The organism is Companilactobacillus baiquanensis (genome assembly GCF_003946605.1).
In the GTDB taxonomy this organism is placed as follows: Bacteria; Bacillota; Bacilli; order Lactobacillales; family Lactobacillaceae; genus Companilactobacillus; species Companilactobacillus baiquanensis.
Genome location: NZ_RHOQ01000002.1, coordinates 130,795 through 150,171, shown reverse-complemented (window position 1 = coordinate 150,171; position 19,377 = coordinate 130,795). Strand labels below are relative to the sequence as shown.

Genomic DNA, 19,377 nt, shown 5'->3' with positions numbered 1-19,377 from the left:
GTTTAGAAATGATTTCCTGCTCTCTTATCTGCATCTATCAATATATTTTGTATTTCTTTAATACCCTCATACATTTCAGCATTAATTGTGGATCATTTATTGTTACCGCATCATCCAATGATTTTAATATACTAATCGATGATTATAAGAATGTTCAAAAAGTAAACTACATATACCCTTCAGCCTCTTTACGAGTCATCCAAAAATGAATACCTCCGGTCGAATCGTCCCAACGGTTTGGATTAAAGTTCTTTGCTACGACCATATGACCAACACGATAGACAAAGTTTGGATCAACGTATGATATGGCATCCTGATAAATGTCATCTGTATACATATCATCAATAGTCATTACTTTAGCTTTATTACACCGACATGAGTTTGCCGTTGCAGATGTTCTAGCGGCATCAGCTGGAATTAATAGTTTAACGATCCGAAAATCAAAGCACTTCTTATATCCTAAAAATGCTCCTTTTTCTGGACAATGCAATCTAAAATGCTTAGTACCTTCATTTGAGACGATTCCCGTCAGATCGGCATTCTCTAACATAGAATGAAACATATTTGCCCCAGAAATATCGCTGTAACTCATATCACATCCACGTAAATCAGCTCCAACTAAAGAAGCATTTTTTAACGATGCATGTGAAAAATCACAATCTTCAAATAAGCAATTTTCAAAATCGATTCCATCAAGATCTGCATGTGAAAAATTTACATCCTTAAAACGTACATTATTGTAATCTCTATTTGATAAATTTTTAGTTACAAAGCTTTTATCCATTATTTGTTCAACCATAATTAAAAACCTCTTTTCACCAGTTTAATACTGGTACTCTAACTTAATTTTAGGTCAAATAGTGAAATTAATCACTATTTTTCTATAATTAATTTTGCAATTAGGAAAGCGTTTTCATTAATGATATACTTTTGTACGGAATCAGTATCTAGGCTGATCAACTACTCATTCAAAGAAAGGATACGTTGATTATGTGCTTACAAAATGAAACTAGAACAAACTTAACTAAAGCTCTAAAAGAAGGAGTTACTTCGGCGACCGGTTGTACCGAACCCGTTGCTGTTGCCTTTGGAGCTGCTAATTGTATGGCATATCTTGAAAACAAAGATATTCAAAAGATCGAAATTAGCGTTTCTTTAGGTGTCATGAAAAATGCAATGGCTGTTATCGTCCCAGGTACTGGAAAACCCGGTTTACTGATAGCTGCCGCTGCAGGTGCCGTTGCAGGTGATCCGACTGCTGGACTAAATGTCATAGCTGGCTTAATTGATGAAGATTTACCAAAAATAAATAAATTAGTTAAATCTGAAAAAGTATCCGTAAAAGTCGCACCAGTTGAAGACAAACTTTACGTTGAGGTTAATGTTACAGACAAAAAAGATACTGTAAAAGTTTGTATTGCTGGTGGCCACACAAATATCTTTTTGATCAAAAAAAATGATCAAGTAATTTTCTCTAAAGATCGTCCAGCACCTGCATCAATTTCAGACTCACAAAAATTCTTGAGAAATATTACCCTCAAAGATGTTTGGAAATTTAGTCGAGATGAACCTTTAGAAAATTTAACATTTATAAAAGAAGCTGCAACTCTAAATATGGCTCTGGCTTCAGAAGGATTAAGTAATGATTATGGTCTAAAATTAGGAAAATCAATTCAAAGGTCTCCTCTAAAATCAACAGCAGATGACTTATCCAATAAAATTATCTCTTATTCATCAGCTGCTTCAGACGCTAGAATGGGTGGATCAAAACTACCAGCCATGACCAATTCTGGCTCAGGTAATCAAGGAATCGCTGCAACGATCCCCGTTTGTGTAACTGCCAAATATGCAAATGCATCAGAAGAGAAATTGATCAGAGCTCTTACTTTATCCCATTTGACTGCACTTTATATACATGCATTTTTACCTGTTTTATCGGCATATTGTGCCGTAGACTCCGCGTCAATGGGAGCTGGTGTTGGCTGCATTTATCTATTAGAAGACAATTATGATATGGCGGTTTCTACTATTAATAATATGATGGGCGATGCTGTGGGAATGGTTTGCGATGGCGCAGGCTGTTCATGTGCCATGAAAGTAGCGTCATCTGTATCTTCAATGTATCGTTCAATGAATTTAGCAATACAAGGTATTAGTATTCCTAGTAATAACGGTTTAGTCGGTAACGATATCGACCAAACAATTAGAGGACTTGGTGTCTTTGCAACTGAAGGTCTAAAAGAAACCAATCCAGTAATTTTAGATATTATGATGAGTAAGTAAAAATTAATTTCGTTAAATATGCAATAACTAGAAGAGTGGCACAAAACATGTCCAGCTTTCGAGCATTAAGGCAAATAGATCCAGTAATCTGACTAGATTACTGGATCTATTTGTTTTAAGCGGAAAAAGCTATGTTTTGTTCCACGTTTATGCTGCATATTTCGAGACAAAATAATTTTGTCCTGAGCTCTTTTGATTGAATATTTGATAAATTTTTCGTCTATAAATATTAATCTATTGGATCATAGTTAGCTCTAGGACCACCAACATATTTAGGTCGTGAACGTAGTGCGGTTACATGAGCTGATCCAAGCGTCTGAATTGTAGGACGAACAGGTACTTGAACAAATTTAACATGCATTCCAATGAAAGTATCTCCAATATCTAATCCCGCTTGCGCTGATACATGTTCCACCTCAACTGGATCACTAAACTGTTTAAAGGCTTGAATGGAAGCCGCTCCTCCAGCGTGAAGTGCTGGTACGACTGTAACTATTTCAAAATTATTATGTTCTGCGACTGATCTCTCAACTACTAAACTCCTATTAATATGTTCACAGCCTTGAACAGCTAATTTGATGCCTCTTGGAGATAAATTTGCTAATAAAGTCTTAATTATAACTTCACCAACATCTAAATTTGAATCTTTCCCAATATGTCCTCCAACTACCTCACTAGTTGAACAACCTAAGACAAATAAATCTCCATCTTTTAGTTTTGCCGCCTCTAAAACATCTTTAATGATACTGTCTAAATCTTTTTCTATTTTATTTAAATCCATCAAAAACACTCCCTAAACCAAGTTAGGTTTGAACTTAACCAAACTTTCAACAATAAGCAATGTAACTGCCATACCAAACCCAACTTGAATAATATTACTGAATATTGATGCTATACCTGCTGGCCAGCCGAATAATAATGCGGTCGCTAAGCAATATCCAACTACCATGATGATACTTCCAATAAGTAACGGTACAATTGTTGTTTTAATTCTCTTATTTCTTTCCGGAGTAAAGTACGCAACCGCTCCACCTTGAAGACCATGGATGATCAAAGAGAACAGGCACCACTCTGGGTATCCCGATATAATATCAATTAAAAAACCACTGACTGCTCCAACTGTGAATCCCATCGGATTTCCAAATAAAATTGCACTAGTATAAATACCTACCTCACAAAGAGTAACTATTCCCTTAGTAGCCGGAATAGGAATTATTACAAGCAACGAAAGACTAACCGTCATGGCCGTCAAAATCGCTGCTAAAGTTATTTGTTTTATTGAATTATTTTTCATTAGTTTTACTCCTAATTTCGGTATGCGCCTTGCCAGACACTGCCCAACTGAGAATTTATTTTGACACCACTTTTAATTCCTGCACGTACAAATTTTTTTGCAAAATTTACTGATTCAGGTAACGATTGTCCGGTTGCAAGTTTAGCCGTTATAACGGCGGAAAAAGTACATCCAGCTCCATCAATGGCTTGACTATCAATTTTAGGACCCTCAAACCAGTAATCTATATTTCCACATCTTAAATAATCTATCGCTTGATCATCCGAGAATCTGGCACCACCTTTAATAACAACATTGGGACACCCAAAAGTTTGAATTATTTTGGCTGCTTTGACTAAATCATTTTTAGTAGTAATCTGAGATATCCCGCTTAGTCTCTTTGCCTCTTCTAAGTTTGGCGTGATCACATATGCTAATGGTATTAATTTATCCTTCATAATTTCTAAATAATCAGCTTCTATTTGACTACTGCCTTCTTTGAAAACCAGAACCGGATCTACGACTAGTTTTAAATCGTATTGCCTTAACTTATTACAAACAATTCTTAAAGCTGATGCATCTCCCAACAATCCCGTTTTAGCGAAATGAATTGGCAACTGATCCAAAATTGAATCCAATTGTTGTAAGATAACCGCTGAATTTATCTGATTTAAAATCACTTCATTATTTATGATCGATGCAATACTAGTCAGAGCACTTACCCCAAAAGTATTCAATTCTTCAAATGTTTTTAAATCAGCCTGAATCCCACCACCAGCCAAACTATCTGATCCGGCAATTGTTAAAATGTCCTCCATTCATTCACCCCCATTACTAATAAATATTACTGGAGAGCATTATTTCTACAACCGCCAATTGGCTTGTTTTTTATCCAGCCAATTATTATACTGAAGAAAAAAATAGTTGGAGACGATACTAATGATCAATTGGTACGATGATTTACCCGATATAAAACCCAAATATCTAGCCATAACTAAGTTAATTCGTAGTTTGATTCAAGAAGAGAAACTTCTCCCGGGCCAAAGATTACCTTCAGAAAGAAAATTAGCTGATACCTTTAAGGTCGACCGTTCAACAGTAAGCAGAGCCTTATCAGAATTATCATCAGTCGGATTGATCATAAAAAAAGGCGGCAGTGGCAATTTTATTTCCCAACTACCGCAAATTCATTCTTTACCAACTAAAGTAAACTGGAATTTATTTTTAGAGAATAAAAAAACAACTTATTCCTCTTATCAAAGTGAAATCACTCAAGCTAGAGCTTTGAATAACGACAATCTTCTGGATGGAGCTGGCAATGAATTACCTATGGAATTAATTCCCAAACTTGGCTCTCTACAAATAAATTGGCACAATTTTTTATTAGCACAAAAACAGTCTCAAGATGCTGGTTATTTACCCTTAATAGAAACTCTTGGAAAAATACATGAACAAAAAAATCAATTTAAAACTGATGACCAAACCTTATTGATCACAGGTGGAGCCCAGCAATCATTATTATTAGTTTTACGCAGCCTTTTGCAAGTAGGAGATTCGGTCGCTTTTGCAAAACCATCATATTTCAATTCAAGTGCCCTTTTTAAAACTGTGGGAGTCCGCACCTTTTCCATACCCCTAACTCCTTTTGGAATCGATTTAGACGTATTAGAAGATGTTATTTTAAAACATCGTATAAAATTATTGATCTTAAACCCGACTTTTCAAAATCCGACTGGTGAGATCATTTCTTTAGAACAGCGTCAAAGAATTCTCAAACTTTGTCAAGACTATCAAATAGCCATAATTGAAGATGATGTATTTGGTTGGTTAGTTGATCAAAAAGATGAAGTTCCTACCTTTAAATCTTTAGCACCAGAAAATGTCATCTACATTAGTTCCCTTTCTAAACTTCTAGGTTCAAGTACCAGAATTGGCTGGATCGTCGCCCCGAGGGCAATAGGTCAAAGACTTCTACAAGTTCAAAAAAAATTAGATATAGTACCTAGCATGCTGGCACAAGTAATGGCAAATTTAGCTTTAACCGATGAATCTTTTGATAGCGAAATAGCTGGATTAAAGCTAGAACTCACTAAGCGCAGGAAAAATATCACTCAAATATTGCATGAATACAGATCTGAGTGGAATTTTAATTCACCTAAAGGCGGATTTTATTTGTGGATCAAACAAACTGATCCCGAAATTTTTGAAAAACTTCTTAAGAAAAATATTCTTGTAAAACCTGGTCCCATTTATGGAACTAGCAGAAAAGACTTTAGATTTAATTTTGCTAATTTTGATTTAGATAAACAACAGCAATTACGCGCGACGTTAAGTAAAGAGTAGTATATTTAAATATAACTATTTCAATTAGGGGTTAAAACATGGGGAGTTTTAAAGAGTTTAAAGCATTAAATCGTACTTTTTGGGAAAATTTTTGGAAATACAGTCAAATTATTATTTTAGTGGAGTTATCGATCAACTTGATCGTGATTCCAATTTTAAACGTTTTAACCAATAGTATTTTAGATTTAGGAAATGTTAATTATATTTCTTACACAAATATATTAAATTTAATGACAAGTAAACCTTTAGTAATACTTGGGTTATTGCTTATTTTATTATTGATCCTGATTTTAATATTCAGTCAATTTACGTTACTTTTGACAAGTTTTCAGGCGATTAAATCACACGCAAATTTACGCTGGCGTGATTATTTTAAAAATGTTTTTAAGAATGTCTACCAATTATCATTTAGAGGTTTTGGCTTTTTCTTGCTTTATTTTTTAATCGTATTACCCATTGGAGATATCGGATTTTATTCAAATTTACTAAATAAAGTTAAAATACCTGAATTTATTATTGAATGGATATTTACTGAACACTTCTATTATGGAGCGATCCTAGTAATTTTATATTTTGTCATTTTTTACATTGGATTAAGATGGCTGTTTGTCTTGCCAGCGATGATTTTTGAAAATAAAACTATCAAACAATCTATAACCTATAGTTGGAGAAAAACAAAAAATCAGACGGTTCACTATTTAGTTATCTTTTTGATAATCATCACAATAGTTCCAGTTATTTTTGAAGGACTTTTATTTCTCATCATTGGTTTACAGTGGCTGATCGATAAAATACCTTTTATTAGGTTTCCTATGGCCGTGATAAATATGACTTTAGTTCAAATCATTAATTATGCTGCCAGTATTTATGGAACTTCAATTGCCGCTTTAATTATTCTTAGTAGAACAAAAACGACATATTTTGAATCACATCAGGAAAACAAAGTTCACAAATGGTTTTGGGCTTTACTTGCTGCAGGGATTCTTTTTAGTTTTATGAGTTATAATACGGTCTATTTCAAGGGATGGTTATTAGAGCGACCCGTTACAATATCTCATCGCGGTGTTGACGACGGTAACGGTGTCCAAAATTCTCTGCCGGCACTTAGAAAAACAGCAAAAGAGAAACCTACCTATGTTGAGATGGATATTCAAGAAACTAAGGATCACCAGTACGTAGTCTTTCACGATAATACTTTAAATGGTTTAGCAGGCATTAATAAACGACCCAGCCAATTAACACTTTCTCAACTGAAAAAAATCAAGATCCATGAAAATGGTCAAACTGCCTATATTGCTAGTTTTGATGATTATCTAGCTGAATCTACAAAATTACATCAAAAATTACTGATTGAATATAAAGACGTTAATGGCAATAGTTCTAACTTTGTAAAAAAATTTGCACATAAATATAACCACCAATTACAACATAACGGCGATATGGTGCATTCACTGGACTACAATTATATCCAAGAAAGTAAGAAATATATGCCACACGTTCCGGCAAGTTATATCCTATCTTTTAATTTATCTGGTGTACCAAAAACACACGCTGATGCTTTTACGATGGAATATACAACTCTAAATTCAACTTTTATAGATGAATCACACGCTATTAATAAGAAAGTTTTTGCATGGACTGTTAATAGTCCCAGTTCAATGGATCAAATGATTTTTCTAGACGTTGACGGAATAATAACTGATAATTTATCTGATTTGAAACAGGAAATTAAAAATAATTTTGATGAGGCTTCATATTCAACGAGGATCTTTAATTACGTAGTTCAAATGCAAAGCCCCTTCTAAAATTTGATATAATGACTCTGTATTAAATATGCATCGTTTAGGAGGAAACTTAATGAAACAACGAAATATTGGAGAAACAAGTTGGGAAACTTCAGCGGTTGCTCTTGGTATCATGCGTATGAATAAGTTAACCGCAGATGAAGCGGTCAAAACAATTGAAGCTGCACACGATAGTGGAATTAATTTTATTGATGCGGCGGATGTTTACGGTAACGGAGACTCTGAAAGAATCTTTGGCGAAGCTTTGAAGAAAAGCAATGTAAACCGTGACGACCTATATATCCAATCAAAGGGTGGCATTGTTGCTGACACACGTTACGACTTCTCAAAACAACATCTAATAGATGCAGTTAACGGAAGTTTAAAACGTTTAGGTGTAGATTATTTAGACTCATTTTTATTGCACCGTCCTGATCCATTAATGGAACCAGAAGAAATTTCTGAGGCTTTTGATGAATTACAGACTAGTGGTAAAGTTAGACATTTTGGAGTTTCTAATTTTAACCCACAACAATATTTGATGGTCCAAGAAGCAGTTAGCCAACGATTGATCATTAACCAACTACAATTTAGTATTATGCATACGGGAATGGTCGATTTTGGTATGCATACTAACATGAAAGATCCTCGTTCCATCAATCATGACGGTGGTATCCTTGAATTCTCAAGACGTATGGGCGTTACGATTCAAGCTTGGTCTCCATTCCAATATGGATTCTTTGACGGAGTTTTCATTAATAATGATAAGTTCCCAGAATTAAATAAGAAATTACAAGAACTGGCCGATAAATATCATGTCAGCAAGAACGGTATTGCAACTGCATGGATCTTAAGACATCCAGCAAATATGCAAGTTATCATTGGTACGATGAATCCTGAACATATCACTGATAGCGCGCAAGGTGCAGACGTAGATTTAACAAAACAAGAATGGTACGACATTTATTTTGCAGCAGGTAATGATTTACCATAGTTATTAAACCGTTTTATATAGTGGCTAAAGAATCGATCAAATGATCGATTCTTTTTTATAACAAAATAATTGGTATACAACATTATATACTGTTATATCGGTATTAATTTATAATTGGGCTGATAATTTTATTACTCATTCTCCTGGAACTATAATTGGTGTTGGTTAAAGAAAGAGCACATAGTGCTAAGGGAGATGTAATCATGAGAATTAAAAAGTCTAAACTTTTAATTGCAATGATAACGATACTACTGGCCCTTCTAGCATGGATAGTTCCAACTTCTGAAACCGCTCGTGCTGCTACCACCGATACTCAACCGCTATCATCAATTCAAGTATCTGGTCTTGATGCTGCAGATGCTACTTTAACCAATTCAAACGGTAATATTGTTCAAAATGGTGACACTATGTATACTTGGGAGAATTTCTCCGTAAGTTACAAGTGGTCTATTGCCGACGAAGTTCCAATAAAGGCTGGCGATACCGCAGTATTTACCTTACCTGAAGGATTTAGTTCTAGGGGTGATTTAAATAATATACCTATGTATAACGATGAAGGACAACAAATAGGTACATTTAGTATCAAAGCTGGTCAAACAACTGGTACTATCACCTTCAACGATGTTTTATCTTCAACTTCTCACGATAGAGAAGGAACATTGAACATCAATGGTCATGGTACAGAAACTAATACTGATAACCCAGGACATTTCGACTGGACTATCAACAAAATTGGTTGGTTGTACGATTACGACGAAAACGGTCTTCCAAAATATGTTGTTTGGAATATCGCCTTTAATCCTGATGCTAAAAATCTTACAAATGTTGTGATCACCGATACATTAAGCCCTGGTCAAACATACGTTAACAGTAGTGTGAATGCACCTGCTGGCGAATATAATGAAAATGGTAACTTCATACCAAACGGAACTTACTTATCACCAAAAGTAACTGTTTCTGGAAATAAAGTTATGTTCGATTTTGGTGATGTTAACACAGCTGTTGATATGACCTTTAGAGTTGAAATTGAACCTAATGCCGAATCAGGTAACAACTGGTCTGACAATGCTGCATTATCTTCTGATCAAGTAGAGAGCAATGTGGGTGCCGATGTAACCTGGGGTGGCTCTGGTACTGGATCTGGCAATACTTTAGGTAGTGTCACTTTCCAGAAAGTCGCTGATGGTACTGGTGCCGCTTTACCTGGTGCCGAATATGAATTAAGTGATTTTAATGGAAACGTTTTGATGAGCAATGTAACTACTGATGAAAACGGACAATTTACAATCAAAAAATTACCAGTTGGAAATTATATATTAAAGGAAGTTAAGGCTCCTGATGGTTACGATATAAATCCTAATCCGATCACATTCAGTGTTACTGAAAATTCCAATACTCCTATAAGTTTGGAACAAAGTGATAGCTTAACTAGTGGGACTCTTGGACTAACTAAATACGCTGCTGATACTAAGAAACCATTAGCTGGGGCTGTTTATAACCTATTAGATGCTAATGGAAATGTAATTAAAACTGGTATCACTACTGACGAAAATGGTGCTATTAAAGTATCCAATCTACCTCTTGGTAAATATGCTTTAGTTGAAACAAGTGCACCTGATGGTTATCTCGTAAATGATAGTCCTATTTATTACGATTTAACTAACGGAGACTCATATATTACATATGATGCCGACGATTATCCAACTACAAATGATAATGAAGAATTTGGTAATCTAGACTTCACCAAAACCGATAAAGATACTGGTTTAGCCGTACCAGATGCTACATATGAACTAAAAGATTCTAGAGGTGAAGTCATAAATACTTTGAAAACCGATGGCGAAGGTAAAATTTATCTAAGCGGATTAAAAGCTGGTAAATATACATTAACCGAAGTAACTGCTCCTAATGGCTACGATCTAAATCCAATTCCTATTGAATTTACAATTCTTGCCGACGGAACAACTGACGTTTCTGCTACCGATACTCAAAGCATAACAACAAATCCTGGCGAACCTGAAGAACCAGAGGAACCTGAAATCCCTGGTGTTACTCCTCCTGAACCTGGTGAACCTGAAGAACCAGAAGAACCTGAAATCCCTGGTGTTACTCCTCCTGAACCCGGTGAACCTGAAGAGCCAGAAGAACCTGAAATCCCTGGCGTTACTCCTCCTGAACCTGGTGAACCTGAAGAGCCAGAAGAACCTGAAATTCCTGGTGTTACTGAACCTGAAAAACCAGAAGAACCCGAAATCCCTGGCGTTACAGTTCCTGAACCTGAAGAACCTGCTCAACCCGAAATTCCTGGTGTAACTCCACCTACAACAAGTCCTGAGATTCCTAATGAACCAAATGAACCTACTTATCCAAATGACAGTGGAAACTCAGAAGGAACAATTCCATCTGAACCTGTAAACCCTGGTCAACCTGGAGCTATTACTGAACCTAGTTTCCCTGAAACTTCAATTCCTGAACAATCATCTGCAACAGGAACTGGCAGATTGCCACAAACAAGTGATAAGAGAAATACTCTAATTATTGTTGCTGGATTTGCTGTCATTATGTTCATAATGGGTTGTTTAATTCGTAAATTTGATAAATAATTCATAAATAAAAGTACGACGGAACATAGTCAACTTCATCTAAAATTGACTACGTTCTGTCGTACTTTTTTATCTTTCCATATATAATTATGAACGGATCTTTGAATGAATACAAGACTGTTATTTACAAACGTATCGTAATATCATTTACTATCTAAGCCAAACTTGGAGGATGATCTTATGAACAATACTTTTGAATTAGAACAAAAACATTTGGAAAACGTCCATCAACAATTAAGCCTTATTTTAGAAACTACCAAAGATCTGTTAACTAATAATTCTAAACAAGTTAGAAAATTTAAAAAACAATCTGGTCATGATACTTCCTTAAATTTTGACAGCTACGCCGACAATCTCGATACTTTTGCCTCAATAGAAACTATGAATAAGCAAATCGATTATTTTAATAGCAAACAAAAGCAGCTGGAGATCACTAAAAAGAAGGCAGAACAATTATTGCCAAGTCCTTATTTCGCCAAAATAAATCTTAAATATCCAGATGAATCAGAAAATATCTCCTTTTATATAGGCTCAACTGGACTCTCTAAGAATGCTGAAGAACAGTTAGTTATCGATTGGCGCTCACCCCTTGCAGATTTATATTATAACAATCAAATGGGTAAAACCTTTTACCTAGCAAATAACTTCAAAATAGATGTCGATGTGAAATTACGACGTCAGTTTTTACTACACGATGACATTCTTCAAAACTTCTTTGATACCGATATCGCCATTCAAGATCCTTTACTGATCAAAACACTTCAAAAAAATAAAAGTAATCAAATGTCCTCTATTACCGCTACCATCCAAAAAGAACAAAATTTAATTATTCGGGATGAAAAATCATCTGCACTACTAGTGAATGGTATCGCTGGAAGTGGAAAAACATCCGTTATACTACAACGTATCGCATATCTTTTGTATAAATATCGCGACACGCTGATTGCAGAAGATGTTTTATTAATAACTCCCAACTCCCTATTTACAAGTTATATCAATGACGTTTTACCTAGTTTGGGCGAGAGCTCTCCTTCGCAAATGACCTTTGATCAATTATTACAAAATTTTGGGAATGGTGAGAATTTTAAAAATAAACACAGTCATTTAAAAACCATTAATAACACACTTGATGATTTAATATTAAATATTCATGATTTTAAGCCTTTAAAAAAGGAAAATAAAATCATTTTTTCTGCCGATAAAATATTGGAGTTGTTCAATAAAACATCAAAAAAACTACCATTAACAAAAAGAATCAATGCCTTAACTGAACTATTAATACAAAATATGACTGAGAAAATACAACTGGATTCAAGAAATCCCGATATCCAAAATGATTTAGATAATTTATCAGAATCAGAACAAGTAAAAATATTTGGAAAATCGATCTCATCCGCAACTGACAATGAGCTCACAAAGAATACTAAGAAAATGCTGAATTGGCAGTACAGAAATGTTATTAAAAATATACGACAAAAAAAGTGGCTCAATCTTTCTCAAATTATCGACGATATTTTGGGTAAGAGTGAGCACAATGCTTTGGATTTTAGTTTTATCAAACTGAAATTATTTAATTTGGCTAAGAATAATATCAAATTCGTTATGATCGATGAAGTTCAAGATTACACTTTAGATGAAATATATTTCTTAATAACTGCCCTGCCTAAAGCTCACTGGACTCTAGTCGGAGATGAATTCCAATCGATCAAAGATACCGGATCAACTCAAATATTTAAAGATCTGGTAAAAATTTTTGAACGTAAAAATATTTCTATTAAACAACGAAATCTTTATACTAGCTATCGTTCCAGCGGTTATATAACGAAGGCATTTACCAGTTTTGGGACTAAAGATTTGTTAGAAAATATTAAAATTATCCAAGATAACGGTGAAAAACCAACTTATTTAAGTATTGAACCGGAAAAATTACTATCTTCCCTCAAGAAACAACTGATCACTTTTAAACCTGATGAACTATCAGCGATAATTACAACCAATCTTAAAAAAGCTGAGAAATTAGCAGCTGATTTAAATATCCAGTTATTGAAATCAGATAGTATTTTACCAAAAGCTGGAACTGTCGTTTTGCCATTAATAACTGCAAAGGGTCTTGAATTTGATAATGTGATGGTCATTAATGATGACAATAATTATTATGATCACAGTCGTTTAGGCAGTAATCGTATGTACACAGCTTTATCCAGAGCTTCTAAAAAATTATTTATTAATACTGTTAGCTGATTTTTTCAGTGCCTTATTATAGACAAAATATGAAGTTATTGGCACCGTTAAAATAACTCCCATCGCACAAATCAGCATTGTGAGAATTTCTGCAACTAGTAATTTATCATTAATAATATCAGTAAATTTATAATTTAAAGAATTCATTAGGAAGAATAGTGGAAATGTTGAAGCAAAGAAATTAAATAACAAAGTATTAGTTTGGGTACTGAGGATTTTATTGCCGACTGAAAATCCGTCAGCAAATACTTCTTTAGGGGTCAAACTAGGTTTATTTAAAATAATTTCATTCAACCCACTTGAAATGGCAACACTAGTTTCAGAGATAACTCCTAAACTATTTACAACAATAATCGCCACTGCTAATTGAGGAAAGGACACTCCAGCGGCTAATGAAAAGGCCTCTAGTTCCTCTTGATCCTCAACCCCCATACCTTGAGCACTTGCCCAAAATTCCAGTGGAATTGTAATAAGAAGGATGATGACCACGATCAAGAGCGAAGTCTTAAAAGCAATATTTGCCGTATTAGCGTTTTCCACATTCATATAGATTGCCACGATCAAGATGATCAAAGAAATTATTGAAGTTGTTATTAAAACATTAAAACCATCCGCAATTAAAATCAGTAGCGCTACTATTGAAATCAAATTTATCGCTAGACCAAATAACAAAGAAAAGCCCCTACTACCAGCCACGATCAATAATAAAACTATAAAAGCTCCTAATAGAAATAGCATTAATAAGCCCTCCTTGAAATAATTTTACTGGCAATATAACTAGTTATTGGCACGGTCAAAACAATTCCGATCGCACTAATTAATAGTTGGGCAAATCCCAGACTCAAGGTCATAGTAAAAGTATAGCCAATGGAGTTTCCGTTGCTCAAATATAACAAAATCAAGTTTAGATGCTCCGCTATAACGATGAATAATAAAATATTTATCAAAGGACCGATCAATTCTCGACCAATATTGATGCCTGCTTTAAATAACACTTTCTCTTTCACATCGTGAACTTCTTTTTTCATCTCGATAAGTGATGATGAAATATCCATCGTCTCATCCAAGATAACTCCTAAAACACTAAAAATTACTTGAGATAGAAAAACACTGAAATATGGCTGCAATCCAAAATCAGTCAGCTCTAAATGGACGCCACTATTTCCAGAAAGTTTTAACAATAAAACACTTAATAATATAGAAACAGTAGTTGCACAGACCGTGCTCAAGTATGCCATCAAAGCATTGCTAGTTGGTCCTAAGATTACCAATAGTGCAATACCCGAGATCAACAATGACGTTATGACGGTCATTAATAACAACAATCCGTTATTATTATGAATCAATAGTTTAATAAACCCAAAGTAAACCAAGAGATTGAGCAGCACACTGATCAATAATTTAGCTCGGCTAAATTGCATACAAAATAGAAGTATAATTACTAACCCTAAGCTGAATACCAAAGTTGTATCGCGTTTAACATTTTTAATCGTATAATTATTTCCTGACCTAGATAAGAGAACTTGCTGTCCCACGCGATATTCTTGATCAAGTAGTTGAGACTGATAGTACGAATTTTTCAGAGTGACTTTTTTACCCTTTTTAGAAGTATTTAAAAATACCCCAGTTAATTTCTGACTAACTTGTGTATCAGTATTTTTATATTCATCTGTACTTTTATCCTTATCAACGACTTTTACCTGCTCTATTTTAACGATCGGACTTTTATACAAAAAAGTATCAAAGTGAGTAATAACTGTCGCAGTTAAAACAATTAGAATGACAAAAGTAATTCTGATAATATTTTTTTTCATATAAAACACCTTTAAATTCATTTTAGTGAACATTCAATATCATACTTCTATCCCGCAATTTTGTACGATTTTAAACCAAAAAATCACCTAAATGAGATAACAAATAAATTTTTTTAATTATATTAAAGCACGGCTTGATTCCCTATTGTACAAGGGATTAGACCAAGTTACCATTCATATGGATTAAGCATATTTAACATTTTGTTGTTGACAAGATTTAATTTATGAAATAGTCTTTTTACATCAACTAGTTAGGAGATTTCAATCATGAAAAATATTAATTCTCTAAACATCGTAAATAATCGTTGGCAAAGCCGATAATTCAGGTTGATCCGGTATGGATGCAGCCTGAAAAGGATTGTATCCATGTCGGCTTATTAAACTACGTTTAAATAACACCCACATGGAATAACTTTTAAATTTCATGTGGGATTTTTTTGTTTATCAAGACAATCTCACTATGCTGAGATTGTCTTTTTTTATACATTAGGGGGAGAAAAAATGAAACACACGAAACGATTATATGGCACTCTTATATTTTTATTCGCATTCTTGATATTTGCTTTCTTTTATACAGGACATGCTGAGAAAGCTGCTAAGAACAGAATTCCAAAGATTGGTGTTCTTCAGTTAATGTCACATCCTGCTTTGGATCAAATTAATAAGGGATTAGATGACACCTTGAAAAAGCATGGCTATATCAATGGCAAGAACATTAAAATCGAATTTCAAAATGCACAAGGTGATCAAAGTAATTTAAGAACTATCAGTAAACAATTTGTTGAAGATAACGTTGACGTTGCAGTTGGTATTGCAACTCCATCAGTTCAATCACTCAAGAACGCCACTTCAAGTATTCCTATCGTCATGGGTGCTGTTACCGATCCTAAAGGCTTTGGTATCATCCCTAGCAATACTAAACCCGGTGGCAATATCACTGGTGTTTCCGATCAAGCACCTCTTGAAAGCCAACTCAAGATAATCAAAGAAATCATGCCTGATTTAAAGACATTAGGAATTGTTTATACTTCCAGCGATATGTCGGCTACTACTGAAATGAAAGCTATGAAGAAATTAGCTCAAAAAAATAATATCCAAGTAAAAGTTTCAAGTATTAGTAATGTTAATGATTTACAACAAGTTGCTACCAACTTATCAGAAAATTCTCAAGCAATTTTTGTTCCAACTGATAACACCGTTGCCAGTGGTATGAAATTACTTTCAAGTGTTGCTGGAAAACAAAACGTACCTATTTTCCCAGCCGCAACAACCATGGTAAAAGATGGCGGACTTGCTACGATCGGACTTAGTCAATACGAATTAGGTCAAAAGACTGGCGAAGATGTAATTAAGATCCTACGAGGCAAAGGGAAACCAGCTACAATGCCCGTAACGTTTATTAAAAAAGGACATTTAATTCTAAACGAGAAGAAAGCTCAAGAATTAAACATCCAATTTCCAGATTCACTAGTTAAAAAAGCTCAAAAAGAAGGGAAGATCATAAAATGAATCTAATAATATCAACTATCAGCCAGGGCTTCATCTGGGCTATTATGGCTATTGGCCTTTTCATTACATTTAGAATTTTGGATTTTCCTGATATGACTGTTGAAGGAAGTTTCCCTCTTGGAGCCGTTACAGCCGTTATGCTAATTCAACACGGTTATTCAGCTGAAATTGCTTTATTGATAGCTTTTATCTTTGGTAATTTAGCTGGTTTTGCAACAGCCTTCATGTACACAAAGCTACATATTCCTAGCCTTTTAGCAGGAATCTTAACAATGACAGCCCTTTATTCCGTCAATTTAAGGATCCTTGGTAAAGCTAACATGTCTTTAACCAAACCAAATAATATTTTTAATCAATATGGTTTGAACAAGTTACCAGTTAATTTCAACGGTATCATCTTAGGAATAATTATCATCGCGATCATTACTTTCCTATTAATAATCTTTTTAAATACTGAAAAAGGTCAAGCTGTTATCGCCACTGGTGATAATGAAATTATGGCAGCTTCTCTTGGTATCAATACGACCGTTATGAAATTTATCGGAATTATGGTTTCAAACGGTATCGTTGCTTTAACTGGTGGCTTAATTGCTCAACAAAATGGATTTGCTGATGTAAACATGGGTATTGGATCTATTGTTATCGGCCTTTCAGCAATAATCATCGGTGAAGTTTTGTATCCAGACGTTCCACTAAGTATCAGAATTATCACGATCGTTATTGGTTCGATCGTTTATCGACTAATTTTAATGATCGTTCTACAATTAGGATTCAATACCAACGATTTAAAACTAATATCTGCTATTATCCTGGCACTATGTTTAGCACTTCCTACAATAAGAGAACAATTCTTCAGAGCATTTAGAAACGGGGTCAAGTCAAAATGAAACCATTACTAGAAATCGATGACGCAGTTAAAACAATTTACAATGATAACCAAAATTTAAATATCCTTGATGGAATCAATTTAAAAATATATCCCAAAGATTTTATTGTCGTATTAGGAACTAACGGTGCCGGTAAATCCACTTTGCTAGATGCTATCACTGGTGCTAACAAATTATCTTCAGGTGATATTAAATTAAATGACGACGATATTACTCAAAAAAACCTTGCTAAAAGAAGTCGTTATATCAGTCGTGTTTATCAAGATCCAAAGCTTGGGACTTCCCCAAGAATGACAGTTGCCGAAAATCTTCTTTTAGCACAGCGTCGTGGTCTTCCAAGAAGATTACGTCTTAGAAAATTAAACGAAAATATCGAGAAATTTAAAGAATTAACCAAAGATCTACCAACCCTAGATAATCGCCTAAATACGTTCACTGAAAAGCTTTCAGGTGGTCAAAGACAAACTTTGAGTTTTCTAATGGCAATCATTCAAAAACCAGAATTGCTATTACTTGATGAGCATACCGCCGCACTTGATCCTCAAACTAGCCAAGAACTAATGGAACTAACCAGTAAGGTAATTCTAGAAAAAGGATTAACCTGTTTGATGGTCACTCATAATTTAACTGAAGCCATTAAATATGGTAATCGCTTGATCGTTCTTAAAAAAGGCAAAATAATTTTAGATTTAGATAAAGATCAAAAAGCCGCACTGAAAGAACAAGATTTACTAGAATACTTCTAAGGCAGTTTTGAATAGATAATAATATAGAGTTAATTGAAAAGTACAACAACGATTTTCGGATATAATGCCCCTTAGGTAGACAGATTAAATAACAAAAAGTCTGTATATCTAAGGGGTTTTTGTGTACATTCAAATAAGAATACTTATTAGAAGAAAAAAATTTGTCTATCGTAAAATCAAGGAGGATCACTTTGAAAATAATAGCGGAAACACAACGCAGCTCTGATTTAATTTTACAATTGATTGATGTTTGGGAAAGTGCTGTTCGGAATACCCATTCATTTTTAACTGAAGCTGACATTAAATACTTTAAAGATTTACTGCCCGATATTTTAAAACAGGTTTCACATTTACTCGTTGCCTACAATGACCAAAGGCAACCCATTGGTTTCGCAGGTATTAATAAAACCGAAATAGCTATGCTTTTCATAACCCAAAACTATCGTAAACAGGGTCTTGGTAAACAATTGATCAAACTAGCTGTTACGAACTATCAAGCTGACAAAATTACTGTCAACACCCAAAATCCTGAAGCAGTCGGCTTTTACGAACACATTGGCTTTGTCACTTATCGACAACAAAGTACTGATGATAGTGGGAGACCATTTCCAGTTTTAAAAATGCGCTTAGCTCCAGAAAAATAAAGTCAAAAAAAGAGTACAAAATTAATCTGACAGATTTTTTGTACTCTTTTTAAGATAATTACCAATCTAGCCGCTGAGCACGAGAATTTTCGGCAGCAGTGCAGGTGGCGTTAAGGCTTTAGCCTTTACACCACAGGACGAGTTTTGAAATTCGCGTACTTTGCGAAGTTCAAAACCGAGATTGGGGACCGTGACCCCAATCGTTCCCCACAGCAGCCAAAAACTTCTCGTGCACAGTGGCGGCATCTAACAAAAT

The 19,377-nt window shown here is 34.4% G+C and carries 16 protein-coding genes; 10 read left to right on the top strand and 6 right to left on the bottom strand.

Annotated features, from left to right (window positions below; genetic code table 11):
• Positions 1–166 precede the first annotated feature (166 nt).
• Positions 167–799 (bottom strand): pentapeptide repeat-containing protein, encoded by a 633-nt coding sequence (locus EKM77_RS04425; protein WP_125592849.1) that lies wholly within the window; start codon positions 797–799, stop codon positions 167–169.
• A 191-nt stretch (positions 800–990) separates the two neighbouring features.
• On the opposite strand from EKM77_RS04425, the gene EKM77_RS04420 reads away from it, so the two are divergent.
• Entirely contained in the window at positions 991–2,283 is a 1,293-nt protein-coding gene (locus EKM77_RS04420; protein ID WP_125592848.1) for an L-cysteine desulfidase family protein, read from the top strand.
• 229 nt (positions 2,284–2,512) lie between these two features.
• Here EKM77_RS04420 and EKM77_RS04415 read toward each other — a convergent pair whose 3' ends face one another.
• Genes EKM77_RS04415 through thiD form a run of 3 tightly spaced genes read right to left on the bottom strand, consistent with a single transcriptional unit; the run spans position 2,513 to position 4,374 of the window.
• Positions 2,513–3,064, bottom strand: coding sequence for a TIGR01440 family protein (locus EKM77_RS04415; protein ID WP_125592847.1), 552 nt, complete (start codon positions 3,062–3,064; stop codon positions 2,513–2,515).
• A 12-nt stretch (positions 3,065–3,076) separates the two neighbouring features.
• The gene (locus EKM77_RS04410) at positions 3,077–3,577 is read right to left on the bottom strand and encodes an ECF transporter S component (RefSeq protein WP_125592846.1); all 501 of its coding nucleotides are present in this window, start codon (positions 3,575–3,577) and stop codon (positions 3,077–3,079) included.
• An 11-nt stretch (positions 3,578–3,588) separates the two neighbouring features.
• Entirely contained in the window at positions 3,589–4,374 is a 786-nt protein-coding gene (gene thiD / locus EKM77_RS04405; protein WP_125592845.1) for a bifunctional hydroxymethylpyrimidine kinase/phosphomethylpyrimidine kinase, read from the bottom strand.
• Between the two features lie 121 nt (positions 4,375–4,495).
• On the opposite strand from thiD, the gene EKM77_RS04400 reads away from it, so the two are divergent.
• From EKM77_RS04400 to EKM77_RS04380, 5 genes are all read left to right on the top strand, one after another.
• A complete protein-coding gene (locus tag EKM77_RS04400) occupies positions 4,496–5,899 on the top strand; it encodes an aminotransferase-like domain-containing protein (protein WP_125592844.1) in 1,404 nt (467 codons plus the stop codon).
• Between the two features lie 38 nt (positions 5,900–5,937).
• A complete protein-coding gene (locus tag EKM77_RS04395) occupies positions 5,938–7,704 on the top strand; it encodes a glycerophosphoryl diester phosphodiesterase membrane domain-containing protein (RefSeq protein WP_125592843.1) in 1,767 nt (588 codons plus the stop codon).
• Positions 7,705–7,756: 52 nt separating this feature from the next.
• Positions 7,757–8,677 (top strand): aldo/keto reductase, encoded by a 921-nt coding sequence (locus EKM77_RS04390; protein WP_125592842.1) that lies wholly within the window; start codon positions 7,757–7,759, stop codon positions 8,675–8,677.
• Positions 8,678–8,880: 203 nt separating this feature from the next.
• Positions 8,881–11,280 (top strand): SpaA isopeptide-forming pilin-related protein, encoded by a 2,400-nt coding sequence (locus EKM77_RS11130; protein ID WP_125592841.1) that lies wholly within the window; start codon positions 8,881–8,883, stop codon positions 11,278–11,280.
• A 180-nt stretch (positions 11,281–11,460) separates the two neighbouring features.
• Complete coding sequence (locus EKM77_RS04380; protein ID WP_125592840.1) at positions 11,461–13,521, top strand: HelD family protein; 2,061 nt, start codon at positions 11,461–11,463, stop codon at positions 13,519–13,521.
• Here EKM77_RS04380 and EKM77_RS04375 read toward each other — a convergent pair.
• Positions 13,498–14,259 carry a YibE/F family protein gene (locus tag EKM77_RS04375; RefSeq protein WP_125592839.1) on the bottom strand — a complete coding sequence of 254 codons (762 nt, stop codon included), beginning with the start codon at positions 14,257–14,259 and terminating at the stop codon, positions 13,498–13,500. The two genes, EKM77_RS04380 and EKM77_RS04375, sit on opposite strands and share 24 nt — an antisense overlap.
• The gene (locus tag EKM77_RS04370; protein WP_125592838.1) at positions 14,259–15,335 is read right to left on the bottom strand and encodes a YibE/F family protein; all 1,077 of its coding nucleotides are present in this window, start codon (positions 15,333–15,335) and stop codon (positions 14,259–14,261) included. The genes EKM77_RS04375 and EKM77_RS04370 overlap by 1 nt, the downstream gene beginning before the upstream one ends.
• A gap of 501 nt (positions 15,336–15,836) precedes the next feature.
• On the opposite strand from EKM77_RS04370, the gene trpX reads away from it, so the two are divergent.
• The 4 genes from trpX to EKM77_RS04350 all read left to right on the top strand — a co-directional run bounded on the left by trpX (position 15,837) and on the right by EKM77_RS04350 (position 19,121).
• Complete coding sequence (gene trpX, locus EKM77_RS04365; RefSeq protein ID WP_125592837.1) at positions 15,837–16,844, top strand: tryptophan ABC transporter substrate-binding protein; 1,008 nt, start codon at positions 15,837–15,839, stop codon at positions 16,842–16,844.
• Complete coding sequence (locus EKM77_RS04360) at positions 16,841–17,731, top strand: ABC transporter permease (protein ID WP_125592836.1); 891 nt, start codon at positions 16,841–16,843, stop codon at positions 17,729–17,731. Before trpX ends, EKM77_RS04360 begins: the two co-directional genes overlap by 4 nt.
• On the top strand, positions 17,728–18,477 hold the full coding sequence (locus EKM77_RS04355) for an ABC transporter ATP-binding protein (protein WP_125592835.1): 750 nt from the start codon (positions 17,728–17,730) through the stop codon (positions 18,475–18,477). The genes EKM77_RS04360 and EKM77_RS04355 overlap by 4 nt, the downstream gene beginning before the upstream one ends.
• Positions 18,478–18,668: 191 nt before the next feature.
• Positions 18,669–19,121: a GNAT family N-acetyltransferase gene (locus EKM77_RS04350; RefSeq protein ID WP_164507713.1), complete on the top strand. Its 453-nt coding sequence runs from the start codon at positions 18,669–18,671 to the stop codon at positions 19,119–19,121.
• Positions 19,122–19,377 lie beyond the last annotated feature (256 nt).